The 24,745-nt window shown below is 60.8% G+C and carries 25 protein-coding genes and 1 tRNA gene; 15 read left to right on the top strand and 11 right to left on the bottom strand.

Annotated features, from left to right (window positions below; genetic code table 11):
* Positions 1 to 9: 9 nt before the first annotated feature.
* Genes HX803_RS12915 through HX803_RS12935 form a run of 5 tightly spaced genes read right to left on the bottom strand, consistent with a single transcriptional unit; the run spans position 10 to position 5,387 of the window.
* Positions 10 to 1,047, bottom strand: coding sequence for an AbrB family transcriptional regulator (locus HX803_RS12915; protein ID WP_178921034.1), 1,038 nt, complete (start codon positions 1,045 to 1,047; stop codon positions 10 to 12).
* Entirely contained in the window at positions 1,040 to 2,554 is a 1,515-nt protein-coding gene (locus tag HX803_RS12920; RefSeq protein WP_178921036.1) for a tripartite tricarboxylate transporter permease, read from the bottom strand. Before HX803_RS12920 ends, HX803_RS12915 begins: the two co-directional genes overlap by 8 nt.
* 1 nt (position 2,555) lies before the next feature.
* Positions 2,556 to 3,014, bottom strand: coding sequence for a tripartite tricarboxylate transporter TctB family protein (locus tag HX803_RS12925; protein WP_178921038.1), 459 nt, complete (start codon positions 3,012 to 3,014; stop codon positions 2,556 to 2,558).
* 60 nt (positions 3,015 to 3,074) lie between these two features.
* The gene (locus tag HX803_RS12930; RefSeq protein ID WP_178921040.1) at positions 3,075 to 4,058 is read right to left on the bottom strand and encodes a tripartite tricarboxylate transporter substrate binding protein; all 984 of its coding nucleotides are present in this window, start codon (positions 4,056 to 4,058) and stop codon (positions 3,075 to 3,077) included.
* 36 nt (positions 4,059 to 4,094) lie between these two features.
* Positions 4,095 to 5,387: an OprD family porin gene (locus HX803_RS12935; protein ID WP_178921042.1), complete on the bottom strand. Its 1,293-nt coding sequence runs from the start codon at positions 5,385 to 5,387 to the stop codon at positions 4,095 to 4,097.
* Between the two features lie 235 nt (positions 5,388 to 5,622).
* Here HX803_RS12935 and HX803_RS12940 point away from each other — a divergent pair, with 235 nt between their 5' ends.
* The gene (locus tag HX803_RS12940) at positions 5,623 to 6,294 is read left to right on the top strand and encodes a response regulator (protein ID WP_010212220.1); all 672 of its coding nucleotides are present in this window, start codon (positions 5,623 to 5,625) and stop codon (positions 6,292 to 6,294) included.
* Entirely contained in the window at positions 6,287 to 7,672 is a 1,386-nt protein-coding gene (locus HX803_RS12945; RefSeq protein WP_178921044.1) for a sensor histidine kinase, read from the top strand. The genes HX803_RS12940 and HX803_RS12945 overlap by 8 nt, the downstream gene beginning before the upstream one ends.
* Here the strand turns inward: HX803_RS12945 and HX803_RS12950 are convergent, their stop codons facing one another.
* Positions 7,673 to 8,494, bottom strand: coding sequence for an HDOD domain-containing protein (locus HX803_RS12950; protein WP_178921046.1), 822 nt, complete (start codon positions 8,492 to 8,494; stop codon positions 7,673 to 7,675).
* 36 nt (positions 8,495 to 8,530) lie between these two features.
* Positions 8,531 to 9,472 carry a folate-binding protein YgfZ gene (locus HX803_RS12955; protein WP_178921047.1) on the bottom strand — a complete coding sequence of 314 codons (942 nt, stop codon included), beginning with the start codon at positions 9,470 to 9,472 and terminating at the stop codon, positions 8,531 to 8,533.
* 140 nt (positions 9,473 to 9,612) lie between these two features.
* On the opposite strand from HX803_RS12955, the gene HX803_RS12960 reads away from it, so the two are divergent.
* On the top strand, positions 9,613 to 9,867 hold the full coding sequence (locus HX803_RS12960) for a succinate dehydrogenase assembly factor 2 (RefSeq protein ID WP_176999181.1): 255 nt from the start codon (positions 9,613 to 9,615) through the stop codon (positions 9,865 to 9,867).
* A complete protein-coding gene (locus HX803_RS12965; protein WP_178921049.1) occupies positions 9,851 to 10,297 on the top strand; it encodes a hypothetical protein in 447 nt (148 codons plus the stop codon). The genes HX803_RS12960 and HX803_RS12965 overlap by 17 nt, the downstream gene beginning before the upstream one ends.
* Here HX803_RS12965 and nadB read toward each other — a convergent pair.
* Positions 10,266 to 11,882: an L-aspartate oxidase gene (nadB, locus tag HX803_RS12970; RefSeq protein WP_178921050.1), complete on the bottom strand. Its 1,617-nt coding sequence runs from the start codon at positions 11,880 to 11,882 to the stop codon at positions 10,266 to 10,268. The two genes, HX803_RS12965 and nadB, sit on opposite strands and share 32 nt — an antisense overlap.
* Positions 11,883 to 12,342: 460 nt before the next feature.
* Here nadB and rpoE point away from each other — a divergent pair, with 460 nt between their 5' ends.
* The 4 genes from rpoE (at position 12,343) to HX803_RS12990 (ending at position 16,193) form a co-directional block, all read left to right on the top strand.
* On the top strand, positions 12,343 to 12,924 hold the full coding sequence (gene rpoE, locus HX803_RS12975) for an RNA polymerase sigma factor RpoE (protein ID WP_003172477.1): 582 nt from the start codon (positions 12,343 to 12,345) through the stop codon (positions 12,922 to 12,924).
* Between the two features lie 32 nt (positions 12,925 to 12,956).
* Complete coding sequence (locus HX803_RS12980; protein ID WP_065882095.1) at positions 12,957 to 13,544, top strand: sigma-E factor negative regulatory protein; 588 nt, start codon at positions 12,957 to 12,959, stop codon at positions 13,542 to 13,544.
* A 15-nt stretch (positions 13,545 to 13,559) separates the two neighbouring features.
* On the top strand, positions 13,560 to 14,519 hold the full coding sequence (locus tag HX803_RS12985; RefSeq protein WP_178921051.1) for a MucB/RseB C-terminal domain-containing protein: 960 nt from the start codon (positions 13,560 to 13,562) through the stop codon (positions 14,517 to 14,519).
* A 234-nt stretch (positions 14,520 to 14,753) separates the two neighbouring features.
* Positions 14,754 to 16,193, top strand: coding sequence for a DegQ family serine endoprotease (locus tag HX803_RS12990; protein WP_178921052.1), 1,440 nt, complete (start codon positions 14,754 to 14,756; stop codon positions 16,191 to 16,193).
* Positions 16,194 to 16,259: 66 nt separating this feature from the next.
* On the opposite strand, the gene HX803_RS12995 is transcribed toward HX803_RS12990, so the two are convergent.
* Positions 16,260 to 17,693, bottom strand: coding sequence for a M48 family metalloprotease (locus HX803_RS12995; RefSeq protein ID WP_178921053.1), 1,434 nt, complete (start codon positions 17,691 to 17,693; stop codon positions 16,260 to 16,262).
* 95 nt (positions 17,694 to 17,788) lie between these two features.
* Between HX803_RS12995 and HX803_RS13000 the strand changes: the two genes are divergently transcribed.
* Positions 17,789 to 18,028, top strand: coding sequence for a sulfurtransferase TusA family protein (locus HX803_RS13000; protein ID WP_178921054.1), 240 nt, complete (start codon positions 17,789 to 17,791; stop codon positions 18,026 to 18,028).
* A 30-nt stretch (positions 18,029 to 18,058) separates the two neighbouring features.
* Positions 18,059 to 19,129: an AI-2E family transporter gene (locus tag HX803_RS13005; RefSeq protein WP_176999174.1), complete on the top strand. Its 1,071-nt coding sequence runs from the start codon at positions 18,059 to 18,061 to the stop codon at positions 19,127 to 19,129.
* A gap of 114 nt (positions 19,130 to 19,243) precedes the next feature.
* Here the strand turns inward: HX803_RS13005 and HX803_RS13010 are convergent, their stop codons facing one another.
* Together HX803_RS13010 and HX803_RS13015 are read right to left on the bottom strand one after the other, a co-directional pair.
* Positions 19,244 to 19,717 (bottom strand): peroxiredoxin, encoded by a 474-nt coding sequence (locus tag HX803_RS13010; RefSeq protein WP_178921055.1) that lies wholly within the window; start codon positions 19,715 to 19,717, stop codon positions 19,244 to 19,246.
* Between the two features lie 10 nt (positions 19,718 to 19,727).
* A complete protein-coding gene (locus HX803_RS13015; RefSeq protein WP_176999172.1) occupies positions 19,728 to 20,288 on the bottom strand; it encodes a glycine cleavage system protein R in 561 nt (186 codons plus the stop codon).
* A gap of 273 nt (positions 20,289 to 20,561) precedes the next feature.
* On the opposite strand from HX803_RS13015, the gene dapA reads away from it, so the two are divergent.
* The 5 genes from dapA to HX803_RS13040 all read left to right on the top strand — a co-directional run bounded on the left by dapA (position 20,562) and on the right by HX803_RS13040 (position 24,250).
* Positions 20,562 to 21,440, top strand: coding sequence for a 4-hydroxy-tetrahydrodipicolinate synthase (gene dapA / locus HX803_RS13020; RefSeq protein WP_178921056.1), 879 nt, complete (start codon positions 20,562 to 20,564; stop codon positions 21,438 to 21,440).
* Positions 21,441 to 21,457: 17 nt separating this feature from the next.
* Positions 21,458 to 22,573 (top strand): outer membrane protein assembly factor BamC, encoded by a 1,116-nt coding sequence (gene bamC / locus HX803_RS13025; protein WP_178921057.1) that lies wholly within the window; start codon positions 21,458 to 21,460, stop codon positions 22,571 to 22,573.
* Positions 22,574 to 22,577: 4 nt separating this feature from the next.
* Positions 22,578 to 23,336 carry an MBL fold metallo-hydrolase gene (locus HX803_RS13030; RefSeq protein ID WP_178921058.1) on the top strand — a complete coding sequence of 253 codons (759 nt, stop codon included), beginning with the start codon at positions 22,578 to 22,580 and terminating at the stop codon, positions 23,334 to 23,336.
* 27 nt (positions 23,337 to 23,363) lie between these two features.
* A complete protein-coding gene (purC, locus tag HX803_RS13035; RefSeq protein WP_010212191.1) occupies positions 23,364 to 24,077 on the top strand; it encodes a phosphoribosylaminoimidazolesuccinocarboxamide synthase in 714 nt (237 codons plus the stop codon).
* A gap of 83 nt (positions 24,078 to 24,160) precedes the next feature.
* Positions 24,161 to 24,250: transfer RNA gene (locus HX803_RS13040), tRNA-Ser, on the top strand.
* Positions 24,251 to 24,745: the final 495 nt, after the last annotated feature.

Below are 24,745 nucleotides of genomic sequence, written 5' to 3' on the forward strand. Positions count from 1 at the left end.
GTCGCGTGTTTAACGTTTTTCCGGCTGGCGATCCCAATGCCTGAATAAAGGCTCCGCCAGAAACAACACAAACAACAACCGCATCACCTGCATCGCCGTTACCAACGGCACCGACAGCTGCAGGGTTTCGGCCGTGAGGCTCATCTCGGCAATGCCGCCGGGCATCATGCCCAGGGTCAGCGAGCGTAAGTCCAGGTGGGTCATGGCGCTTAGACCTACTGCTGCCAAAGTGGCCAGCGCCATGGTCAGCGCGGTGCCGATCAAGGTGCGCCCCATGAACGACGGCGCCCGGCGAAAGAACTGCCGGTTGAAGTGGCAACCCAGGCCGCTGCCGATCAACCATTGGCCGATCTGGCTGCCGCCATCAGGCAAGCCGATATGCAGATCCCACACAACGCTGGCAGTCGCACTCACCAGTAACGGCCCGAACAGCCACGGGTTTGGCTGACGCAAACGCTGCCAACCCCAGGCCACCAGTGCGCCCATCGGAAACAATGCGAACAGCCAAGGCCAACTGACCGGCGCCGGATGAAACTGCGGCGTACCGCCTTCGAGCAGGTACTTGAAGATCGCCGGTACACACAGCACCACCACCAACACCCGCAGGCTCTGCCCCGCCGCGACACGGCTGAGCACGGCACCATTGCGTGCGCCGAGGTTGACCATCTCACCGGAACCGCCCGGCATGCTGGAGAAAAACGCAGTGGCGCGGTCTTCACCGCTGCGGCGCATCAACCACACGCCGACAATGCTCGACAGGCTGGTGACCAGCGCGCCGAAGAAGATCAGCCCGAAGTGGCTCATCACCTGTTCGATGACCACCGGCGTGAAGTGCAGGCCGATGCCAATGCCCACCACCCATTGGCCGCATTTGCGCCCGCCGGGAATCTCCGCTAACTGCCACGGCGTGAGGCAACGCACCAGGATGATCGCCAGCAACGAGCCGACCATGTACGGCAAAGGCCAGCCGACAAGGCTGGCCAAGTAACCGCCGGCCAGGCCGACCAGCGGTGTTCCCCACCAGTGTTTAAAGGTGACCTCAGACATCGGCCAGGGCACGACGCTGCAGGGCACGCTTGCGGTAGATGCGCACCAGCGGGAAGGCCAGCATCAGCGCCGTCAGTACCCACACACCAAAGGTGATCGGGCTCGACCAGAGGATCTGCAGGTCACCGTTGGAGATCGACAGCGCACGGCGCAGGTTCTGCTCCATCAGGCCGCCGAGAATAAAGCCCAGCAGTACCGGCGACAGCGGGAAGTCGAGCTTGCGCAGGATGTAGCCGAAGATGCCGATGCCGACCATCAGGAACAGGTCGAAGGTGGTGGCGTGAACGGCGTACACACCAATCGCGGTGATGATGGCGATCACGGGCACCAGCGCCCAGTTAGGTACGGCGAGAATGCGCGTGAAGATGCGGATCATCGGGATGTTGAGGATCACCAGCATGATGTTGGCGATGAACAACGAGGCGATCAGGCCCCAGACGATGTCCGGTTGCTGTTGGAACAGCAGCGGGCCTGGGGTGATGTTGTACAGCGACAGGGCGCCGATCATCACCGCCGTGGTACCCGAACCAGGCACGCCGAGGGTCAGCATCGGCACCAGGGCACCGCAGGCGGAGGCGCCGATGGCGGTTTCCGGGGCGGCCAGGCCACGCATGTCGCCCTGGCCGAATTTGCCGCTGGCACCGGCCATGCGTTTTTCGGTCATGTAGGCAACGGCCGAGGCCAGGGTGGCGCCGGCGCCGGGCAATACGCCCATGATGAAACCCAGCAGGCCGCAACGGATGTTCACCACGAAGACCGCACCCGCTTCCTTCAGGTTGAACATCATCCGGCCAGTGGCTTTTACGGCTTCCTGGCCACGGTGGGTTTTTTCCAGCAGCAACAGGATCTCGCTGATGGAGAACAGGCCCAGCACCAGCACCACAAACTGGATGCCGTCGGTGAGGTGGATGTTGTCGCCGGTAAAACGGTACACGCCGCTGTTGGCGTCGATGCCCACTGCCGAGAGGAACAGGCCGATCAGCGCCGCCACAAACGTCTTGAGTGGTTTGTCGCCGGCCATGCCACCGAGGCAGACAATCGCGAACACCATCAGCACGAAATATTCCGCAGGGCCGAAGGCAATCGCCCATTTGGCCAGCAGCGGCGCAAACAGCACCATGCCGCAGGTGGCGATAAACGCACCGATGAACGAACTCCACGCCGACAACGACAGCGCCACGCCAGCCAGGCCTTTGCGGGCCATCGGGTAGCCGTCGAGAGTGGTCATCACGGTGGAAGCTTCGCCCGGGATGTTCAGCAGGATCGAGCTGATGCGGCCGCCGTACTCGCAGCCCAGGTACACGGCTGCCAGCAGGATCAACGCCGACTCAGGCGGCAGGCCCAATGCGAAGGCGATGGGGATCAACAGTGCCACGCCATTGATCGGGCCCAAGCCCGGCAACAGGCCGACCACGGTGCCGATCAGGGTGCCGCACAGAGCAGTCACCAGGTTGTAGGGGGACAGTGCAACGCCGAAGCCCTGACCCAAATAGCTGAAAGTATCCATGTCAGTTCTCCAGAACGTCGAGCAGGCCGAGGGGCAGCGGTACATCCATGGCTTTGTCGAACAGCAGGTACAAGCCGATAGCCATCAACGTGACGATCACCACGCTCGGCAACCAGCGGCCACCGTACAAGCGCGCCATGGGGATGCCGATCAGCATGCTGCTGAGGATGAAACCCAGGGGTTCGAAGGTGCCGGCGAACACGACCAGCAACGCTACGCAGATGCCGATCTTGATCAGGGTCTCGCGGTCCAGCGCCGGTTCGTCTTCGGTGTGCTTGGTGGGCTGTGGGCGAAACAGCATGTAGATCAGGCCCAGGCTCATCAGCCCGAGCATCAGCAGCGGGTAGGCGCGTGGCCCCACCGGCTCGTAGGAAAACGCGGCCTGATACGGCCAGGCCATCAGCGCGAGACCGGCACAGACCAGCAGCATCACGCTGGCGAAAATGCGTTGTAAGAGCATGTGAAACTCCTGGGCCACGCACTCAGTCGAGGAGGGCATGGCCACATTAGAGAGGGGCGTTTACTGAATCAGGCCGAACTCTTTGGCCAGCACTTTGTAGTCAGCCACCTGTTTCTTCACGTAGGTGTCCAGCTCCGGCCCGGTCATGGCGAACGGGAACAGCTCACGCTGGTCACGCAGCTTGGCGAACTCGTCGGAAGCCAGCAGTTTGTCGAACGCGTCTTTCCACCAGGCGTAGTCGGCATCGCTGACTTTTGGCCCCAGGTAGAAGCCGCGCACCACGGGCCAGACGATGTCGTAGCCTTGCTCTTTGGCCGTCGGGATGTTCTTCATTTCCGGCTCGTCCAGGCGCTGTTCGGAGAACACCGCCAGCAGGCGCATGTCACCGCTGAGGATGTGCGGCATGGAGTCGGAGATGTCGGTGCTGCCGACCTGGATGTGACCACCGAGCAGGGCCGTGGCGATTTCACCGCCGCCTTCGAGGGCCACGTAGCGCAGCTCGCGTGGGTTGATCCCGGCGGCCTTGGCGATCAGGGCGGTTTGCATCCAGTCCTGGCTGCCGACGGTGCCGCCGGAGCCGATCACCACGCCGCCTGGATCTTTCTTCAGGGCTTTGACCAGGTCGTCGAGGGTCTTGTAGGGCGAATCGCTTTTCACCGCGATGGCACCGTAGCTGGTGCCGACGGCCGCCAGCCAACGCACGGCGCTTTCATCGAAGCGGCCGAACTTGCCCTGGGCCAGGTTCAGCAGCGAACCACTGGACCACGCCACCAGGGTGCCGGCGTCCGCAGGGCGCTGTGCGACCACTGCGTTGTAGGCCACCGCGCCCACGCCGCCTGGCATGTAGGTCACGCGCATCGGCTTGCTCAGCAGCTTTTCGTTGACCAGCGCGCTTTGCGCCAGCTTGCAGGTCAGGTCAAAACCACCGCCTGGCGAGGCCGGGGCGATGCATTCCGGGCGCTTGGGCTCGTCGGCGGCCAACAGTTGGCCGGCGAACATCATGCAGCCGGCGGCGAGGGCCAATTTACGCAGTGAAAAGGTCATCTGTTTATCTCCGTCTTTGTTGTTATGAGTGGCTACTTACCAGAGGGCTACGCTGTAGCTGACCAGCAAGCGAACTTCATCCGCATCACGGGCCGAGTAGTTGGTGCGGTAGGTGGCATTGCGCAGGCGCACGGCCACATCCTTGAACGTGCCGCTCTGTACCACGTAGCGGATCTCACTGTTGCGCTCCCATTCCTTGCCGGTCTCGCCGTTCTTGAGCTTGATGTTGTCACCCGACAGGTAACGGCTCATGAAACTCAGGCCGGGAATGCCCAGCTTGGCGAAGTCGTAGTCGTAGCGCGCCTGCCAGGACCGCTCTTCGGCGCCGGCAAAGTCGTTGATCTGCACGAAGTTGACCAGGTACGGGTCGCTGCCATCCACATAGGGGAAGGCGCTGTCACCGAACATGCGCTGATAGCCGGCGCTGAGCTTATGGCCATTGAGGCCGTAGCTGAACAGGCTGCTGAAGGATTTGTTGTCGATCTTGCCGCCACGGGCGCTGCCGGTGTCATCACTGATGGCCAGGCGCAGGTCGGTGCCGAAGGTACCGGGGCCCATCGGGCGCGCGGCGACCAGGCCGAGGAAGTGCTGGCGGTACACGTCGTCGAGCTGGGCGAAGTGGTAGCTGCCGGTGATCTTGTCGGCGAATTTGTAGTCGGCACCGCCGAAGTTGAAATGCTTGCCGGTGGCAGCGGTCAAGAAGCGGCTGTTCTTGTTGTTGAGGGCGATGTCCTCGTAGTTGGTGTCGTCGCGGTCCTTGGCTTTGTCCAGGCGGCCGGCGGTGAACACCAGGTTCTTGAATTCTTTGGAAGTCAGCAGGCCGCCGTTGAAGGTCTGCGGCAGGATGCGGCCATCGTTGGGCTTGAGGATCGGCAGTTCCGGGATCAGGGCGCCGATCTTCAATTCGGTGGCGGAGATCTTCACTTTGCCGGTCAGGCCCAGTTTGGAGTACTCATTGGCGGCGCGGCCGTCGTCGTGGGTTGGCAACAGGCCGGTGCCGGTGCGGTCGGGGCTGGAGTCGAGCTTGACCCCGAGCATGCCCAGCGCATCCACGCCAAAACCGACGGTGCCGTCGGTGTAGCCCGATTGCAGGTTGAGCATGAAGCCCTGGGCCCACTCGTCGCGCTTGGATTGCTGCGCGCTGGTGCCGTCGCGAAAGTCGCGGTTGAAGTACATGTTGCGGGTTTCAAGGGTGGCGCTGCTGTCTTCGAAGAAGGCAGCCTGGCTGAGCGGCGAAAAGCCGGCAAGGGCAGCGGCACTGGCGAGGGCGGTCTGGGTCAGGCGGGAAAAACGAACAGGCGAGAAGGCCTGGGGCTGTGTCGACAGCATCGTGGTGTACTCCGTTATTGTTCTTATTTTGGCGAAAACGCTTCGAGGCGTTTTTCGGGCGCTACGGATCAGGTAGCTGGGCGGGCAGGACCCACCGTTACCCGATGCTAAAGGGCGAAGCTTTCACTAACCTTTCAGTTGCCTTTCACTGTTTTCGGGCTTCACAGGGCAGGTAGCGCCTGTAAACTGCCCGGCAAAGCGTGGCGTCGACCATGCCCGAATGAGGTAAAAAACCATGCGTGTCCTCCTGGTTGAAGACCATTTGCAGCTCGCCGAAAGTGTTGCCCAAGCGCTCAAGAGCACGGGTTTGACCGTCGACGTGCTGCACGATGGGGTGGCCGCTGACCTGGCCTTGAGCAGCGAGGAATACGCGGCGGCGATCCTCGACGTGGGGCTGCCGCGCATGGACGGTTTTGAGGTGTTGGCACGCTTGCGCGCCCGTGGGAAAAACTTGCCTGTGTTGATGCTGACGGCTCGCAGTGATGTGAAGGACCGCGTGCACGGCTTGAACCTGGGCGCCGACGACTACCTCGCCAAGCCGTTTGAGCTGACGGAGCTGGAGGCGCGGGTCAAGGCGCTGCTGCGCCGCAGTGTGCTGGGGGGCGAGCGCCAGCAGGCATGCGGCGTGTTGGTCTACGACCTGGATACGAGGCGCTTCACCGTCGGCGGCGAGCTGATGACGTTGACCTCCCGCGAGCAGGCGGTGCTCGAAGCATTGATCGCCCGCCCGGGCCGAGTGATGAGCAAGGAGCAACTGGCCTCACAAGTGTTTGGCCTGGACGAAGAAGCCAGCCCCGACGCGATCGAAATCTACGTGCACCGCCTGCGCAAGAAACTCGATGGCCAACCCATCGCCATCGTGACGTTCCGCGGCCTCGGCTATTTGCTGGAAGCCCGCGATGCATAAGCCCAGCAGCCTGCGCTGGCGGCTGCTATGGAACCTGGCGCTGTTGCTGGTGCTGTTGATGCTGGCCAGTGGCATGAGTGCCTATTGGAACGGTCGCGAAGCGGCCGACACGGCCTACGACCGTACGTTGCTGGCGTCGGCGCGCACCATCGCAGCGGGCCTGACTCAGGTGGACGGCACCCTCAGCGCCAACGTGCCGTATGTGGCCCTGGATACGTTTGCCTACGACAGCGCCGGGCGTATCTATTACCAGGTCAATGACATCGATCAGAAGCTGATCTCGGGCTACGAGCACTTGCCCGGCCCACCGCCGGGCACGCCGCGCACCGATGACTACCCGGCGCTGGCGCGCTTCTACGATGCGGTGTACCAGGGCCAGCCTGTGCGTGTGGTGAGCCTGCTCAAGGCCGTCTCCGAACCGAACATGAACGGCATGGCGGAAATCCGCGTGGCAGAAACCGATGAAGCACGGGTGGCCATGGCTCGTAGCCTGATGGCTGACACTTTGTTGCGCCTGGGCATGCTGGCCATTGGTGCTTTGCTGCTGGTGTGGTTCGCCGTGAGTGCAGCATTGCGCCCGCTGGAGCGCCTGCGAACGGCGGTGGAAGAACGTCAGCCCGACGACCTGCGCCCGTTGCCGCTGGTGGAAGTGCAGCATGAGTTTGGCCCGTTGGTGCGTTCCCTCAACCACTTCACCGAACGCCTGCGCGGGCAGTTTGAGCGCCAGGCGCAGTTTATTGCCGATGCGGCCCACGAGTTGCGCACGCCCTTGGCGGCGCTCAAGGCCCGGCTCGAACTGGGTCTGCGCGCGGAAGACCCGGTGACCTGGCGCAGCACCCTGGAAACCGCCGCCCAAGGCACCGATCGCCTGACGCACCTGGCCAATCAGTTGTTGTCCCTGGCCCGTATCGAGAACGGGGCCCGGGCCATTGCCGAAGGCGGCGCCCAACTGCTCGACCTCAGCCAATTGGCCCGTGAGCTGGGCATGGCCATGGCGCCTTTGGCCCACGCACGCGGTGTTGCGCTGGCCCTGGAGGCGGATGAACCCGTGTGGTTGCGCGGGGAGCCGACGCTGCTCAATGAACTGCTGAGCAACCTGGTGGACAACGCCCTGGCCCACACGCCACCGGGTGGCAATGTGATTTTGCGGGTGACGGCGCCGGCGGTGCTGGAAGTGGAAGATGATGGCCCAGGCATCCCGTTGGATGAGCGGGATCGGGTGTTCGAGCGATTCTACCGCCGCAGTCAGCAGGGCATGGGCTCGGGGTTGGGCCTGGCAATCGTGGGTGAAATCTGCCGGGCGCACCTGGCACAGATCAGCCTGCACGATGGCGAGCAGGCGGGGCTGAAAGTGCGGGTGAGTTTTATCGCGGGTTGATCAATAGAACATCGAACGGGCTTCGTCCAACTCGACGCGCAAGGCGTCGCTGTAAGGATCGACCCGCAGTTTCTTGATCGCCGGCAGGGTAGAGACCGGCACGCTGGCCAATGGGTGATCGGTGCCGCGATGGCAATAGAGCACGGCGACTTGTACCAGGTCGATGTAGTCCAGGCTGGCCGAATCGCGCGCCAGGTCGAGGTATTGGCCGGGCAGTCGGGCGAGCATCTCCGGGAAATCCCAGCCGCTCAGCAGCTTATCGCCCAACAACGGGTGAATGCTCTCGATGACGTGGTTGAGACTGACCGGGTCCGAAAGCAGCTCGTAGTGGTCTTCGGCGTACGTCAGGATCGGCAGTACACCGATCTGATGCACCAGGCCACCGAGGGCCGCCTGGTCTGGCTTGAGTTGGCTGTGGCTACGACATAGGGCATAACTCACGCCCGCCACTTCCAGGCTGCGGCGCCACACTTCGCGCATTTTTTGTTCGACCACGTCGGAGCGGGCGTGGAAGATCTGCTCCATCACCAGGCCAATCGCCAGGTTGCTGCTGTAGTTGGTGCCTAGCCGGGTGATGGCGGTGTGCAGGTCGGTGACTTCCTGCGTTGCGCGCAACAAGGGGCTGTTGACCACCTTGATCAGGCGCGCCGACAGGGCGGTGTCGCGACCGATCACTTTGCTCAAGTGGCTGATGCTGATTTCCGGGTCTTCTGCGGCCTGGCGAATGTTCAGGGCCACTTCCGGCAATGTCGGCAGAACCAGGTCATCGTTGTCGATGGCCCTCACTAAAGCCTGTTGGACTTTTTCCGCCAGCTTGTTCATTCATGATCTCTAGGGTGTTGCAAAAAGGTACGGCGATTAACGCTGGATCTCTCGGTCACGGTCGAGCGTGTAAGGCAGGTCGAGCAGGTGCAGGCCGGGGCCTTCCAGTGTGCCTAAGTGCACATCGCCACTATCGGCAGCTTCGGCTTGCAGCACAGCAAGAAGTTCAATCGTCTGGTCAGCTTTTGCTGCCAGCACCACTTCGCCGATCGAGCTGGCATGGCTGGGGGAAAACAGCGGGGTGCCTGGCTCGGGCATTTGCGGCGCATCGAGGCTCAAGTGATACAGGCGACGCTTGAGTTTGCCCAGGTACTGCATGCGCGCGACGATTTCCTGGCCGGTGTAGCAGCCTTTCTTGAAGCTGACGCCGCCTACGGCTTGCAGGTTGAGCATCTGCGGGATGAACAGCTCGCGGGTTTGCGGCATGACCTGGCCGATGCCGGCACGCACTTGGCCGAGCAGCCAGTCATTCAAGTCGGCTTCGTTCAAGTGGGCGGCCAATTGGCCGCGCACGGCATCGGCCTGTTCGGCTGGCACCCAGAGCTCGGCGCGGCCGGGGGAGACGCGGATGGCGATCAGGGCATCGGTGCGTACGACGCTGTCGGTGTCAGCCGGCAGCTCAAGGCCGAGGCTCGCCAGGGCTTGATCGGCATCCGCCAGGCCAAAGCGTGCCCAGGCGGCGCTTTCGTCGGTGAGCTTGGATTTGGAGAACACGGCGTATTTCTTCAGGTCGGCCAGTTGCGGTTCGAGCAGCTCGGTGGCCATGGCCAGGAGCACGCCATCACCTTGCAACAGGATGCGAAAGCTCGACTGCATGCGCCCTTTTTGCGTGCAGCGCGCGCCGAGGCTGGCCTGGGTGTCGCTCAGGTAATTGAGGTTGCAGGTCAGTTGCCCTTGCAGGAACTTGGCAGCGTCGGCGCCGCGGACGGCGAGAACGCCTTCGTGGGACAGGGGGCAGAAGAAAGCAGAGTCAGCCATGGGTCATCGCAGGTCAAAAAGTCATGGGTGCATCATAGAGGGGCGCCCGGCAAATGGATAGTTTCCGTATGGGGCGACCAAAGCCGACTGTTCCGGTGCCGTCGGGCCTGTATACTTGCCGCCTATTTGAGGAGCGCTCCATGGTCGAAGATGTAGAAATCAATCGTCTCTTCTGGCACAGCCGTCGTGGCATGCTGGAGCTGGACGTGTTGCTGGTGCCTTTCACCAAAGAGGTCTACGCGACCCTCAACCAGGTCGATCGCGACCTCTACGTCCGCTTGCTGACCTGCGAAGATCAGGACATGTTTGGCTGGTTCATGGAGCGTTCCGAATCCGAAGACCCTGAGCTGCAGCGCATGGTTCGGATGATCCTGGATCGTGTCCAGCCCAAGTAATCGATTCGAATGCCGCTGGCAGGCCTCACGGCTATTGCTGGCGGCGTATCTTTTTGCCCAGCTGTTCGCGCTGGGCGCCTGTTTTCTTGTTGATTTACCTTATTCGAGCCTCGGCCTGCTCTTGTGCTTGGCGCATGCCGCCTGGGTTTTACCGCGACACATCCTGCTGACTCACCGTTCGTCGGTTTGTGGCCTGCGTCGCGACGAGGACGGTTGGCAGTTGTTCAGTGCCGAGCGTGGTTGGTACGGCGTGCAACTGCGCCCCGACAGCCTGGCGTTGCCGTTGATCGTGGTGCTGCGCTATCGGGTGCCGGGGCGGTGGTGGGTGCGCTCGATCTGTGTGCCGAGGGATTCGCAGGTCGCCGATGTGCACCGGCGCCTGCGGGTACGCCTGAAGTTCAGCCGCCGTAGGTGGTTGGCACCAGGATAGTGTCCCGGGCTTCGGGCAGCATCTGCGGGTAGTCGAGGGTGTAATGCAGGCCCCGGCTTTCCTTGCGCTCCATGGCCGAGCGGATCATCAACTCCGCCACCTGGGCCAGGTTGCGCAGTTCGATCAGGTCGCGGCTGACTTTATAGTTGCTGTAGAACTCGTCAATTTCGTCGAGCAGCAAGCGCACCCGATGCTGTGCGCGTTGCAGGCGCTTGTTGGTGCGCACGATCCCTACGTAGTCCCACATGAACCGTCGCAGCTCGTCCCAGTTGTGGGCGATGATCACGTCTTCGTCCGAATCGGTCACCTGGCTGGCGTCCCAACGGGGCAGGGCGGCGGGCACCGCAATGCGTGGCAATTGTTCGAGGATGTCGGCCGCCGCTGAGCGGGCGTAGACGAAGCATTCGAGCAAGGAATTGCTGGCCATGCGGTTGGCGCCGTGCAGGCCGGTGAAGCTGGTTTCGCCTATCGCATACAAGCCCGGCACGTCGGTGCGACCGTGCTGGTCGACCATCACGCCGCCGCAGGTGTAGTGCGCGGCCGGCACCACGGGGATCGGGCCTTTGGTGATGTCGATATTGAAGGCGAGGCAGCGCTCATAGACGGTGGGGAAGTGGGTCTTGATGAAGGCTTCGGGCTTGTGGCTGATGTCCAGGTAGACGCAGTCGACGCCCAGGCGCTTCATCTCGTGGTCGATGGCGCGGGCGACGATATCCCGTGGCGCCAGCTCGGCGCGCGGGTCGAAGCGCTGCATGAAGCGCTCGCCGTTGGGCAGCTTGAGGTGGGCGCCTTCACCGCGCAGGGCTTCGGTGATCAGGAAACTCTTGGCTTGCGGGTGATACAGGCAGGTGGGGTGGAACTGGTTGAATTCCAGGTTGGCCACCCGGCAGCCCGAGCGCCAGGCCATGGCAATGCCATCGCCGCAGGCGCCGTCGGGGTTGCTGGTATAGAGGTAGACCTTGGCTGCGCCGCCCGAGGCAAGAATAGTGAAGCGTGCACCATAGGTGTCGACTTCGCCGCTGGCACGGTTGAGCACGTAGGCGCCGAGGCAGCGTTCGCCTTCCAGGCCCAGGCGTTTTTCGGTGATCAGGTCGACGGCGACACGCTGTTCCAGCAGTTCGATGTTGGGGCGCCGGCGGGCCTGATCGAGCAGAGTCTTGAAGATGGCAGCGCCGGTAGCGTCGGCCGCGTGGATGATGCGGCGATGGCTGTGGCCGCCTTCGCGGGTCAGGTGGAACTCGAAGCCGCCATCGTCACTGCTGGCGTGTTCGTCGCGGGTAAAAGGCACGCCCTGGTCAATCAGCCATTGAATGGCTTCGCGGCTATGCTCGACGGTGAAGCGCACGGCCTCTTCGTTGCACAGGCCGCCGCCGGCGTTGAGGGTGTCTTCGACGTGGGATTGCACGGTGTCGGTGTCATCGAGCACGGCGGCGACACCACCCTGGGCCCAGAATGTCGAGCCGTTGGCCAGGTCGCCTTTGCTCAGTACCGCAATCCGCAGGTGGCTGGGGAGGGTCAGTGCAAGGCTCAAACCGGCCGCGCCGCTACCAATCACCAGGACATCGTGTTGAAACTGTTGGCTCATTTGAAGGATTCCGCAAAAAGCGATCCGAAGGGGGCGCAAACAGGACGCCTGGATCGGCGAATCAAAGGGTCACACGGGCTACTAGTATATAGAGGGGGGGAGCGGCACAATAGCCGGGCATTCGTGGCAATATGAGATTGCGGTGCACGGCTTGGGTCAGATCGGCCAGTTATTGAAACGGAACTTTTTGCATAGGCCCGAACTCAATAGCAGGTTGCCCGAAAGCTGGGAAAACGTTGAGTTTATTGGCCCGTCGGGAGCATTGGACGCGTCAGAAAACCGGCGACAAGATTATTCGCGCAGCCGGCGATGCCCGTGCTGCGCTTTTCGTGTGTGCCAAATCAGTGCGTGCCGGAAACTTGCTTGAAGGGGGAGAACTTTTGCGAAAAGCCCGAGTCTATGTTTGCAAGCCTGATCGTTTAGTTATGCAAGCCTCCTTCAAGTACAACGAGGAGTGTTCATGCTAACCCAGGAAGAGGATCAGCAGCTGGTCGAGCGCGTTCAGCGCGGTGACAAGCGGGCATTTGATCTGCTAGTGCTGAAATACCAGCACAAAATTCTCGGGTTGATCGTGCGGTTTGTGCACGACACCCATGAAGCGCAGGACGTTGCACAGGAAGCCTTTATCAAGGCCTATCGTGCACTTGGTAACTTCCGCGGTGACAGTGCGTTTTACACGTGGCTATACCGCATCGCCATCAACACGGCGAAGAACTATCTGGTGTCTCGCGGACGCCGCCCACCAGACAGTGATGTGAGTTCAGAAGATGCAGAATTTTACGATGGTGATCACGGCCTCAAGGATCTCGAGTCGCCGGAGCGTGCATTGCTGCGCGACGAGATCGAAGGCACCGTTCATCGCACAATTCAGCAACTGCCAGAAGATTTGCGCACGGCGTTAACTTTGCGTGAATTCGATGGTCTGAGTTACGAAGACATTGCGAGTGTCATGCAGTGTCCGGTGGGGACTGTAAGGTCACGGATTTTCCGGGCCCGGGAAGCCATCGATAAAGCCTTGCAACCGTTGTTGCAGGAAAACTAAAGACAGCGGCGACAGCCAAGAGAGGAACCGCCATGAGTCGTGATGCCCTGCAGGAATCGCTGTCCGCAGTGATGGATAACGAAGCGGATGAACTGGAACTTCGTCGAGTGCTCAACGCATTTGACGACGCCGAAACCCGTGATACCTGGTCTCGTTACCAAGTCGCTCGGGCGGTGATGCACAAGGATCTTCTAATCCCTCGTCTGGATATTGCTGCGGCCGTTTCTGCTGCGCTGGCTGATGAAGCCGTTCCGGCAAAGGCTGCTCGTGGACCTTGGCGTAGTCTGGGTCGCCTGGCAGTTGCTGCCTCGGTAACTGTTGCAGTATTGGCCGGTGTTCGCCTGTACAACCAGGACGAAATCGCCGGTGCCGAACTGGCCCAACAGACCCAGCAGCCGGTGATGGCGGGTCCTCAGGTCAAAGGCCCTGCGGTATTGGCCGGCTACAAGGAAAGCTCTGACAGCACCGGCCCGATGGCCAACGGTGTACTGCAAGGGCAATCCGGCTGGCAGGACCAGCGTCTTCCAGGCTACCTGCGCCAACATGCACAGGAATCGGCTCTGAAAGGCACTGAAAGCGCTCTGCCTTATGCGCGTGCCGCAAGCCTGGAAAACCGCTGATTCGTAAGGAGCTCTATGCGCGCCATACCGCTCCTTACGCTTTTGCTCAGTGGTTGGTTTGCACTCCCCGCCCACGCCGATGAAGCCCAAGACTGGCTGACTCGACTTGGGCGTGCAGAGCAGCAGCAAAGCTTCGAAGGTACGTTCGTCTATGAACGTAATGGCAGTTTCTCTACCCATGATATCTGGCACCGTGTCCAGGATGGCCAGGTCCGCGAGCGACTTTTGCAGCTTGATGGGTCCGCCCAAGAAGTCGTGCGGGTAGATGGCCGAACCCTATGCGTCAGTGGCACCCTCGTTGCCGGCCTTGGCACCTCGCGGGATGGCTCTTCGCCTGCGCTTGATCCACAAAAACTCACTCAATTCTATGATCTGGCCGTCATCGGCAAATCCCGCGTGGCCGGTCGTAATGCCGTGATTGTCTCAATCACCCCTCGCGACCAGTACCGCTATGGCTTTGAGTTGCACCTGGATCGTGAAACCGCACTGCCGCTCAAGTCGTTGCTGCTCAATGACCAGGGGCAGTTGTTGGAGCGCTTCCAGTTCACACGCTTGAATACGTCCGTAGTTCCGGATGATCGCAGCCTGCAACCCAGCAGCGAATGCACGCCTGTGGCCGTTTCTGATAGCAAGGCCCCACAGGTGGCCGCGACCCAGGCATGGCATCTCGACTGGCTGCCCCCTGGCTTCCAGCTCACCAATAGCAGCGCGCGTAAAGACGCCGAGACCAAATCCACGGTCGACAGCCTGATGTATGACGATGGGCTCGCACGCTTTTCAGTGTTCCTTGAGTCGACCGACGGTGCGAGCGTCACCGAGACCCGCACTCAGCTGGGCCCGACGGTCGCGGTGTCTCGCCGCCTGAATACGGTAGAAGGTGAGGTGATGGTGACGGTCGTCGGCGAAGTGCCCATCGGCACGGCCGAGCGCATTGCGCTCTCGGTACGCGGTGAAAAGACCGCTGCAAAACCATGAGCCGTTAATCCTATGTTCATCCTGATCTTTCAATGTCGTTGCATGCCAGGTCTGTTGCCGAGAGCATGAAATGTCCGGATCAGTATTTTCACTTGCAAAAATCCCCTATGTTTTTTATAGGTCAGGGCCTGTTGGCTCTGGCCTTGTTTTGTTCGCGGAACAAAGATGTCGGTGGCAGTTTCCGGCGTTTCTTGAACCCTGTCGCTCAACCCTGCTCGTCGTAACGGGAGCTGTATGTCGATACCACGTTTGAAGTCTTACCTATCCATAGTTGCCACGGTATTGGTGCTGGGTCAGGCCGTGTCTGCGCAAGCAGCCGAACTGCCTGACTTTACCCAACTGGTTGAGCAGGCCTCGCCCGCCGTGGTGAACATCAGTACCACGCAGAAACTGCCGGATCGCAAAGTGTCGAACCAGCAGATGCCAGACCTGGAGGGCCTGCCACCCATGCTGCGCGAGTTCTTCGAGCGTGGCATGCCGCCGCAACAGCGCTCCCCTCGCAGTGGTGGTGGGCAGCGTGAAGCGCAGTCCCTGGGCTCCGGCTTCATCATTTCGCCGGACGGTTACATTCTCACCAACAACCATGTGATCGCCGACGCAGACGAGATCCTCGTGCGCCTGGCTGACCGCAGCGAGCTGAAAGCCAAGTTGGTGGGCACCGATCCGCGTTCCGACGTGGCGTTGCTGAAAATTGATGGCAAGGACCTGCCCGTGCTGAAGCTGGGTAAATCCCAGGACCTGAAAGCCGGCCAGTGGGTCGTCGCCATCGGCTCGCCATTCGGCTTTGACCATACCGTCACCCAAGGCATCGTCAGCGCCATTGGCCGTAGCCTGCCAAACGAAAACTACGTGCCATTCATCCAGACCGACGTGCCGATCAACCCGGGCAACTCGGGTGGTCCGCTGTTCAACCTGGCTGGCGAAGTGGTGGGGATCAACTCGCAGATCTACACCCGTTCCGGTGGCTTCATGGGCGTTTCCTTTGCGATCCCGATCGACGTGGCCATGGACGTCTCCAACCAGCTGAAAAGCGGTGGCAAGGTCAGCCGTGGCTGGTTGGGCGTCGTGATCCAAGAAGTGAACAAGGACCTGGCTGAGTCCTTCGGCCTCGATAAGCCGGCCGGCGCACTGGTTGCGCAGATCCAGGACGATGGTCCGGCTGCCAAGGGTGGCCTGCAAGTGGGTGACGTGATCCTGAGCATGAACGGCCAGCCAATCATCATGTCGGCTGACCTGCCGCACCTGGTGGGTGCGCTCAAGGCTGGCAGCAAGGCCAAGCTTGAGGTGATCCGTGAAGGCAAGCGCCAGACCGTTGAGCTGACCGTCGGTGCGATTCCGGAAGAAGGCGCAACCCTGGATGCCCTGGGCAACGCCAAACCTGGCGCCGAGCGCAGCAGCAACCGTTTGGGCATTGCCGTGGTCGAGCTGACCGATGAGCAGAAGAAGAGCTTCGACCTCAAGAGCGGTGTCGTGATCAAGGAGGTCCAGGACGGCCCAGCTGCGCTGATCGGCCTGCAACCTGGCGATGTGATCACCCACCTGAACAACCAGGCGATCAACTCCACCAAGGAGTTCACCGACATCGCCAAGGCGCTACCGAAGAACCGTTCGGTGTCGATGCGCGTCCTGCGTCAGGGGCGTGCGAGCTTCATCACCTTCAAGCTGGCCGAGTAAGCCGCCAGTAAAATAAAAGCCCCGCCTTCGCTAAGCGAAGGCGGGGCTTTTTTGTGGGCGATGGGTTTAGCTCATCATCCCTTTTACCAGGCGCTCCTGTTCGATCAGCTCACGTTGGCGCGCGTCAATCCGCGAAGACAGCGGGAAGTTGTTGCCGGCGCGGCGCTTGGCAAAGTCCAGTTGCTGAATGGCCTGCTGGAAGTCGCCCACCAAGGCGAAATACTCGGCACGCGCCTGATGCAGGCCGATGATGTTGCCGGACAAACCGCGTGTTTCGGCGACCTGGTACCACACGTCCGGGTCATCGGGGCGCGACTTGAGCAAACCATCCAATGCCTTCTCTGCATCGGCCGTGCGGTTCTGTTTGAGTAGCAAATCTACCCGTACCTGGTTCAACGGATAGTTGCCGGGGTACTGGGTGAGCATGCGGTCGGTGCGTTGCTGGGCGTCTGGCAAACGGCTGCTGGCGATATCCAGTTCGATCTGCGCCAGGTTGTACGTGATGTCGTTGGGCGCTTTCGCCAGCAGCGGCGCCAAGCTTTCCCGTGCCTCTTTGTACTGGGTGCCCTTGATCTGGGCGATGGCCAAGCCATAGCGCGCCACATCGTTTTTCGGGTTTTCATCCAGTTGCGCCTGGAAGCGTTTGGCCGCGAGCCCGGGCGTATCCTCGTATTGCAACTGCACCCGTGCACGAATCAACTGATAGCGCAGGCTGTCTTCCTTGCCGCCTGGCTTGGCCTGCTCCGCACGGTTGCGGGTGTCGGCAATCCGGGACTCGGTCACCGGGTGAGTCAGCAGGAATTCCGGTGGCTTGGCGTCGAAGCGGTATTGACGCATCAGGCGCTCGAACATGGTGGGCATGGAGCGCGGGTCGTAGCCGGCCTTTTCCAGGTTGAGGATGCCGATACGGTCTGCTTCCTGTTCGTTCTGGCGGGAAAACCGACGTTGCTCCTGGATGGCCGCAGCCTGGCTACCGGCAATCGCGGCAATCCCTGCATCGCCCGCACCGGCCGCCGCCGCGATGATGCCGCCGAGCAGGGCTGCCATCATCGGGATCTGCATGCGCGATTGTGCCTCCACGCCCCGTGCGAAGTGGCGCTGGGACAAGTGAGCCAATTCGTGGGCGAGCACCGAGGCGTATTCACCTTCGGTCTGGGCATTGAGGAACAGGCCGCCGTTGACGCCCACGATCCCGCCAGGTGCGGCAAAGGCGTTGAGCTGCGGGCTGTTGATCAGGATGAACTCCAGGCGCCGGTCATTGACCTGGCTGGTCTCTACCAGCTTGTACACGCTGGTTTCGACGTAGTCCTTGAGCTGGGGGTCATTGAGTTGCGAGACCTGGCCGCGCAGGTAAGCGAGCCATGCGCGACCCAGTTGGTATTCCTGTTGCGGCGAGACAATGGCAGAACTGGCGTCGCCAAGTGACGGCAGGTCGTCAGCAAAGCCCGGAGAGGCCAGCAGGCAAGCCAGCGTCAGCAGGGTAGGGCGCAAAAAAGTCATGCACAAAGCCTTTCGACAAAGAGCTTACTGTAGCCGGACACTGAGCTTCGGACCAGATATTCTAAGCAGCCCGAACCCACGCCCGGAGTAAATTCATGACCGACGCTGTAGCCTTTGATGCCGAGCTTGATGCCAGTGGCCTCAATTGCCCGTTGCCTTTGCTTAAGGCCAAACTGGAACTCAATCGGCTGGCCAGTGGCGCGGTTCTCAAGGTAACTGCCACGGACGCTGGCTCCCAGCGGGATTTCCGGACGTTTGCCAAGCTGGCCGGTCATACGCTGCTGCACGAAGAAGACGCTGGCGGTGTGTACCGCTACTGGTTACGCAAGGCCTGAACCGTTTGCCCCACCCGCCGAGGTTGATTGATGTTCAAAGTGTTACGAGACTGGATTCAGCGCTACTTCTCCGATGAGGAGGCCGTGGTGCTGGCTGTCCTGCTGTTCCTGGCCTTTACCGCAGTTCTCACCCTCGGAGGGATGTTGGCGCCGGTGCTGGCGGGGATGGTTTTGGCGTATCTGATGCAAGGCTTGGTCACCACGCTGGAGCGCCTGCGTCTGCCAGGCGGGGCGGCAGTGGGGTTGGTGTTTGCGTTGTTCATGGGCGTGTTACTGGTCTTCATTGTGGTGGTCGTGCCGTTGCTGTGGCATCAGTTGATCACCTTGTTCAACGAACTGCCGGGCATGCTCGCCAAATGGCAATCGTTGTTGCTGCTGCTGCCAGAGCGGTACCCGCATCTGGTGTCGGATGAACAGGTGTTGCAGGCCATCGAGGTGGCGCGCGGTGAGATCGGAAAGTTCGGGCAATGGGCGCTGACCTTTTCCCTGTCCAGCCTGCCGTTGCTGGTCAACATCATGATCTACCTGGTACTGGTGCCGATCCTGGTGTTCTTCTTTCTCAAGGACCGCGCGATGATTGGCCGCTGGGTGCGCGGCTACCTGCCGCGCGAGCGGGCGCTGATCACGCGGGTGGCCGAGGAAATGAACCGGCAGATTGCCAATTACATTCGTGGCAAGGTCATCGAGATCGTGATTTGCGGAGGTGTCACCTACATCGCCTTTGTCGCCCTCGGGCTGAACTACGCAGCGCTGCTGGCATTGCTGGTGGGGGTGTCGGTGGTGGTGCCGTATGTGGGAGCAGTGGTGGTGACCGTGCCGGTGATGTTGATCGCGTTGTTCCAGTGGGGGTGGAGCGACCAGTTCATCTACCTGATGGCGGTCTACGGCATCATCCAAACCCTGGATGGCAATGTGCTGGTGCCGCTGCTGTTTTCCGAGGCCGTCAACCTGCACCCAGTGGCGATCATCTGTGCGGTGCTGCTGTTCGGTGGGCTGTGGGGGTTCTGGGGTGTGTTCTTTGCGATCCCCCTGGCGACGCTGTTCAAGGCAGTGCTGGATGCGTGGCCACGACAAGAGCCTGTGGTTGCGCCGCTGCTTTAAACGTTGTGGTGGAATTGAAGACGCTATCGCCGGCAAGCCGGCTCCTACAGGAGAATGCGTTCCACATGTAGGAGCCGGCTTGCCGGCGATGTGATCAAAAGGTTGCCGCAGCCATCAAGCCTTGTTCAAGGCTTGAGCCGCTGCCAAAACGGCATCCACATGTCCGGGCACCTTCACGCCGCGCCATTCCTGGCGCAACACCCCATCCTTGTCGATGAGGAAAGTGCTGCGGTCCACGCCCACGTACTCCTTGCCGTACAACTTCTTCAGCTTGATCACGTCAAACAGCTGGCAAACCGCCTCGTCTTTGTCGCTGATCAGCTCGAAAGGGAATTCCTGCTTGCCCTTGAAGTTCTCGTGGGATTTCACGCTGTCGCGCGACACGCCGAAGACTTCGGTGTTGGCCGCCTTGAAGGCTGCGTACTGGTCACGAAAACCCTGGCCCTCGGTGGTGCAACCCGGGGTACTGTCCTTGGGGTAGAAGTAGATCGCCACTTGCTTGCCTTTGAGGGCTGCGAGGCTGAAGGTCTGGCCGCTGGTGGCCTGGGCTTCGAAATCGGCCACGGGTGTGTCGAGGGCTACCGGCATGAGGTTTTCCTTACATTGGGTTCTGTGGGCGCCATGGTTCGATCAGGGCGTCGAGGTTCAGCGCGTCGGCAAAATCCAGGAACTGGTCACGCAGCCAGCTTATCTGCACGCCGGGCGGCAAGGTCACGGTGAACGTGGCGTTGAGCATGGTGCCGCCGGTCTGCGGGGCCTGGTAGGTATCGCAAGTCAGGTTCTCCAGCTCGACGTTGTGGTCGATGAAGAACTGGCACAGCTCGTTGACGATGTCCGAACGGTAGGCCGAGCTGACGTAGGCAACATACGGCAGCGCCTGCGGGCGATTTTCCAGTGCGGCGCTGCGCACGACATTCACGGTGAAGTCGTGTTTCTTGGCCAGGCCCGGCAAGCCGGTTTCCAGGCGCGCCAGGGCGTCCCAGGTGCCGGAGATCTGCAGGACCAGCGCACTGCACTCGCCATGGCGAGTCAGGCGGGAGGTCACGACGGCGCAGCGGTTCTCATGGCTGGCGCGGCACAGGACGTTGGTCAGCTCCATGGGGTTGGCGCCGAGGGCACTGATAACAAGGAATTGTTCGCGAACTGTGGGGGTGGACATGCAGCCTTCCTAAAGCGATGAGCGGTCGATACTGTGTGGGCTGTATCGATCAAAGGATGAAGGGTAGCGAAAAGCGCCGCCAAGGGCTAGGAGGTGGCGTTTTCATTGCGTGATCGGTCGAATTTCATCCCGTCTGAAGTCATGCTTTGGCCCAATGATGGCATTGCCCATCGTTTACTTGCCCCAGAACGCATCCTCACGCGGTACTTCGCTTGTACAAGCATCTTGGCGCCAGTACCATTACGGCTCTCTTTTTCCGGCAGGAGCGGTTGCATGATTGCGGGCAGTATGGTGGCACTGGTCACACCCATGGATGCACAAGGTCATCTCGACTGGGACAGCCTGGGCAAACTGGTGGACTTCCACCTGCAAGAAGGCACCAACGCCATCGTGGCGGTCGGCACCACAGGTGAGTCGGCCACCCTCGATGTGGAAGAACACATCCAGGTCATCGAATTTGTCGTCAAGCGTGTTGCGGGCCGCATCGCCGTAATCGCCGGCACGGGCGCCAACTCGACGCGCGAAGCGATCGAACTGACCAAAAACGCCAAGAAGGCCGGCGCCGATGCCTGCCTGCTGGTGACTCCGTACTACAACAAACCGACCCAGGAAGGTTTGTACCAGCACTTTCGCGCTATTGCCGAAGCGGTCGATATCCCGCAGATCCTCTACAACGTACCCGGCCGCACCGCATGCGACATGCAGGCTGCGACCGTGATCCGCCTGTCCACCGTGCCGAACATCATCGGCATCAAGGAAGCCACGGGCGACCTGCAACGCGCCAAGGACATCCTGGCCGGCGTGAGCAGCGACTTCCTGGTGTACTCCGGTGACGACGCCACCGCTGTCGAGCTGATCCTGCTGGGTGGCAAGGGCAACATCTCCGTGACCGCCAACGTGGCCCCGCGTGCCATGAGCGAACTATGCGCCGCCGCCATTGCCGGCGACGCAGTGACCGCCCGCGCGATCCACGAGAAGCTGATGCCGCTCAACAAGACACTGTTCATTGAATCCAACCCTATTCCCGTGAAATGGGCGCTGTTCGAGATGGGCCTGATGCCGGACGGTATCCGTCTGCCGCTCACCCGTCTCAGCGAAGCCTGTCACGAACCGCTGCGACAGGCCCTGCGCCAGTCCGGCGTCCTGGTTTAATTGAGGAAGCACTACGCATGAAGCGATTGGCCGGACTTTCCGCACTTGCCTTGATTATCTCCAGCACCAGTGGCTGCGGTTGGATCTGGGGCCCGGAAGGCTACTTCCGTGACCGCGGTAGCGATTACCTGGAAGCCCAAGCAACCAAACCGATGCAACTGCCGCCGGACGTCAACGTCGCCAAGCGCCTTGACCCGTTGCTGCCGATCCCGCGTAACGTTGCCGACGACACCACCAAGGGTGAGTACGTGGTACCTCGCCCGCAGCCGATTTCGGCCGTGGCGGATGCCAGCGACTACAGTCTGCAAAAAAGCGGCGACAACCGCTGGATCATGGCCCAGCGCCCACCTGCCGAAGTCTGGCCGGTGGCCCTGCAGTTCTTCCAGGACAATGGTTTTCGCATTGACGAGCAGCGCCCACAGACCGGTGAATTTACCACCGCCTGGCAGCAGGGTAGCGAGCTGTCCGCCAGCATGGCCAAGCGCCTGCAGGCCGGTGGCGTAGCCGCTGACAGCGAAGCCCGTGTGCGTGTGCGCATCGAGCCTGGCGTGCAGCGCAATACCAGTGAAGTCTACGTGGTCAGCGCCGAGCGTCCTGCCGGCAGCACCGCCAATGTTGATTTCACCAACCGCTCGGTCAACACCGGTGTGGACTCCGCGCTGGTCGACGAGATGCTTGCCAGCATGAGCCGTATCTCTGAGAAGGGCGGTTCCGTGTCCCTGCTTGCCGCACGTGACTACGACACGCCAAACCGTGTCAGCCTCACCGAAGACGGCAGCGGCAACGTGGTGCTGAACCTGGGCGAAGACCTGGACCGTGCCTGGGCCAGTGTCGGTCGCGCGTTGGAGCAGGGCCCTTGGCGTGTTGAAGACATCAACCGCAGCCTGGGCCTGTACTACATCAACGTGGCTGAAAAGGCCGAGAAGAAAGATGAAGAGCCAGGTTTCTTCGGCAAGTTGTTCGGCAGCAAGCCGACCAAGGAAGAGATCGAGACCCGTGCCGAGCGTTACCAGGTTCGTTTGAGCAAGGTGGGCGACAGCGTACAAGTGACCGTCGAGAAGAACATCAATACCGTTGCGCCAGCTGAAACAGCGCGCAAAGTGTTGGGTGTGATTCAGGACAACCTGGGCTGATCCAATGCGTTTTGCCGTTCTCGGCAGCGGTAGCCAAGGGAACGGCACGCTGGTCGCACATGACGACACTTATGTGCTGGTCGATTGTGGTTTCTCGTTAAAAGAAACCGAGCGGCGCCTGCTGCGCCTGGGGGTTCACCCCGCGCAGCTGAGCGCGATTCTGGTGACCCACGAACATGCCGATCACGTGCATGGCGTGGGTTTGCTGTCTCGGCGCTACAATCTGCCGGTGTACCTTAGTCGTGGCACGTTGCGCGGGATGCGCAAGCCCATTGAACCTACTGGTTTCCTGGCCGGTGGCGAGAAACTGCAAGTCGGTGCCTTGAGTATCGATGTGATTGCCGTGGCGCATGATGCCCACGAGCCGACGCAATACGTCTTCAATGGGGGAGAGCGGCGCTTCGGTGTGCTCACCGACCTGGGTTCGTACTGCGCTAGGGTGCTGGAGGGCTACCGTGACCTCGATGCGTTGATGATCGAGTCCAACCACTGCCGAGACCTGTTGGCTCGCGGTCACTATCCGTACTTTCTCAAGCAGCGGGTGGGCGGCGAGCTGGGACATTTGAACAACCACCAGGCGGCGTACCTGGTGTATGAGTTGGGCTGGCAAGACCTGCAACACCTGGTCCTGGCCCACCTGAGCAGCAAGAACAACCTGCCGCAGCTTGCCCGGCAATGTTTTGTCGACACCCTTGGGTGCGACCCGGACTGGCTGCAACTGGCCGATCAAGATTCAGGGCTCGATTGGCGACACATCGCCTAGCCCACCCTTTAGTAAGCGGAGCCCATCATGGAAAAACGTGAAGAACTCTACCGCGGTAAAGCCAAGTCGGTGTACAAGACCGACGACGCCAACCGCCTGATCCTGCTGTTTCGCAACGACACCTCGGCGTTCGACGGCAAGCGCATCGAACAACTTGATCGCAAAGGCATGGTGAACAACAAGTTCAACGCCTTCATCATGCAGAAGCTCGAAGCGGCCGGTATCCCGACCCAGTTCGATAAGCTGCTGGGCGACAACGAGTGCCTGGTCAAGAAGCTGGACATGATCCCGGTCGAGTGCGTTGTACGTAACTACGCAGCCGGCAGCCTGGTCAAGCGCCTGGGCGTGGAAGAGGGCCTCAAGCTCAACCCTTACACCTTCGAGCTGTTCCTGAAGGACGACGCCAAGGGCGACCCGTTTATCAACGAATCCCACGTTGTGGCATTCGGTTGGGGCACCGCTGAACAACTGGCTCGCATGAAGGAGTTGTCCCTCAAGGTCAACGACGTGCTGAGCAAATTGTTCGACGACGCCGGTCTGCTGCTGGTCGACTTCAAGCTGGAGTTCGGTGTGTTCCACGACGGCTCTATCGTGCTGGGTGACGAGTTCAGCCCGGACGGTTGCCGCCTGTGGGACAAGGACACCAAGAAGAAGATGGACAAAGACCGCTTCCGCCAGGGCCTCGGTGATGTGATCGAAGCTTACGAAGAAGTCGCCAATCGTCTGGGTGTACCGCTTTAATCGACGCAAGCATCTGATAGCACGGAAAAAAATCGCTTTTGGGGTTTGCTTCTGCGAAACACGCTGTTATGATGCGCGCCGTTGGAGAGATGCCAGAGTGGCCGAATGGGACGGATTCGAAATCCGTTGTACCTTCACCGGTACCTAGGGTTCGAATCCCTATCTCTCCGCCATACTTGTACTTAAAGGCCCCATTTATGGGGCCTTTTTGCATTCTGCGGTTTCTGTTTTAAGTCTGTTCTTCCCTCCATGCTGTTTTGCGAGATTTTGCTCTCTATGGCTCTTTAATAAGTCTGTGGATGCTGTGATGTGATCGCTCGGTGAGACGATGCGTGGCAGGTGCGCGATTTCACGCCCTATCTTTGGTTGCGACAACTATTGATTGGATGGCCCGCTGAAGCAGGCTTTTATAGCGGCAATCTTCGGCTCTTTGATGAGTAAAAAGAATTTCTAAAACGGGGTTGACCGCATAATTTAAATCTGTAGAATTCGCCTCCCGCTAACGAGAGATCGGAAGCGCAAGTGGTTGAAGTTGTTGAAGAAATCTTCAAAAACTTCTGAAAATAATCACTTGACAGCAAATGAGGCTGCTGTAGAATGCGCGCCTCGGTTGAGACGAAAGCTCTTAACCAACCGCTCTTTAACAACTGAATCAAGCAATTCGTGTG

This window comes from Pseudomonas sp. P7548 (assembly GCF_013386585.1).
In the GTDB taxonomy this organism is placed as follows: Bacteria; Pseudomonadota; Gammaproteobacteria; order Pseudomonadales; family Pseudomonadaceae; genus Aquipseudomonas.

What these genes read in the sequence shown, in the direction of transcription:
- HX803_RS12995 (WP_178921053.1), bottom strand. Translation starts at nt 17,693, where the DNA reads ATGACTTTTTTGCGCCCTACCCTGCTGACGCTGGCTTGCCTGCTGGCC.
- HX803_RS12940 (WP_010212220.1), top strand. Translation starts at nt 5,623, where the DNA reads ATGCGTGTCCTCCTGGTTGAAGACCATTTGCAGCTCGCCGAAAGTGTT.
- nadB (WP_178921050.1), bottom strand. Translation starts at nt 11,882, where the DNA reads ATGAGCCAACAGTTTCAACACGATGTCCTGGTGATTGGTAGCGGCGCG.
- HX803_RS12920 (WP_178921036.1), bottom strand. Translation starts at nt 2,554, where the DNA reads ATGGATACTTTCAGCTATTTGGGTCAGGGCTTCGGCGTTGCACTGTCC.
- HX803_RS12925 (WP_178921038.1), bottom strand. Translation starts at nt 3,014, where the DNA reads ATGCTCTTACAACGCATTTTCGCCAGCGTGATGCTGCTGGTCTGTGCC.
- HX803_RS12955 (WP_178921047.1), bottom strand. Translation starts at nt 9,472, where the DNA reads ATGGCTGACTCTGCTTTCTTCTGCCCCCTGTCCCACGAAGGCGTTCTC.
- HX803_RS13005 (WP_176999174.1), top strand. Translation starts at nt 18,059, where the DNA reads ATGTTCAAAGTGTTACGAGACTGGATTCAGCGCTACTTCTCCGATGAG.
- dapA (WP_178921056.1), top strand. Translation starts at nt 20,562, where the DNA reads ATGATTGCGGGCAGTATGGTGGCACTGGTCACACCCATGGATGCACAA.
- HX803_RS12950 (WP_178921046.1), bottom strand. Translation starts at nt 8,494, where the DNA reads ATGAACAAGCTGGCGGAAAAAGTCCAACAGGCTTTAGTGAGGGCCATC.
- HX803_RS12935 (WP_178921042.1), bottom strand. Translation starts at nt 5,387, where the DNA reads ATGCTGTCGACACAGCCCCAGGCCTTCTCGCCTGTTCGTTTTTCCCGC.
- HX803_RS13000 (WP_178921054.1), top strand. Translation starts at nt 17,789, where the DNA reads ATGACCGACGCTGTAGCCTTTGATGCCGAGCTTGATGCCAGTGGCCTC.
- HX803_RS13015 (WP_176999172.1), bottom strand. Translation starts at nt 20,288, where the DNA reads ATGTCCACCCCCACAGTTCGCGAACAATTCCTTGTTATCAGTGCCCTC.
- HX803_RS12915 (WP_178921034.1), bottom strand. Translation starts at nt 1,047, where the DNA reads ATGTCTGAGGTCACCTTTAAACACTGGTGGGGAACACCGCTGGTCGGC.
- HX803_RS12945 (WP_178921044.1), top strand. Translation starts at nt 6,287, where the DNA reads ATGCATAAGCCCAGCAGCCTGCGCTGGCGGCTGCTATGGAACCTGGCG.
- purC (WP_010212191.1), top strand. Translation starts at nt 23,364, where the DNA reads ATGGAAAAACGTGAAGAACTCTACCGCGGTAAAGCCAAGTCGGTGTAC.
- HX803_RS13010 (WP_178921055.1), bottom strand. Translation starts at nt 19,717, where the DNA reads ATGCCGGTAGCCCTCGACACACCCGTGGCCGATTTCGAAGCCCAGGCC.
- HX803_RS13030 (WP_178921058.1), top strand. Translation starts at nt 22,578, where the DNA reads ATGCGTTTTGCCGTTCTCGGCAGCGGTAGCCAAGGGAACGGCACGCTG.
- rpoE (WP_003172477.1), top strand. Translation starts at nt 12,343, where the DNA reads ATGCTAACCCAGGAAGAGGATCAGCAGCTGGTCGAGCGCGTTCAGCGC.
- HX803_RS12930 (WP_178921040.1), bottom strand. Translation starts at nt 4,058, where the DNA reads ATGACCTTTTCACTGCGTAAATTGGCCCTCGCCGCCGGCTGCATGATG.
- HX803_RS12980 (WP_065882095.1), top strand. Translation starts at nt 12,957, where the DNA reads ATGAGTCGTGATGCCCTGCAGGAATCGCTGTCCGCAGTGATGGATAAC.
- HX803_RS12985 (WP_178921051.1), top strand. Translation starts at nt 13,560, where the DNA reads ATGCGCGCCATACCGCTCCTTACGCTTTTGCTCAGTGGTTGGTTTGCA.
- bamC (WP_178921057.1), top strand. Translation starts at nt 21,458, where the DNA reads ATGAAGCGATTGGCCGGACTTTCCGCACTTGCCTTGATTATCTCCAGC.
- HX803_RS12990 (WP_178921052.1), top strand. Translation starts at nt 14,754, where the DNA reads ATGTCGATACCACGTTTGAAGTCTTACCTATCCATAGTTGCCACGGTA.
- HX803_RS12960 (WP_176999181.1), top strand. Translation starts at nt 9,613, where the DNA reads ATGGTCGAAGATGTAGAAATCAATCGTCTCTTCTGGCACAGCCGTCGT.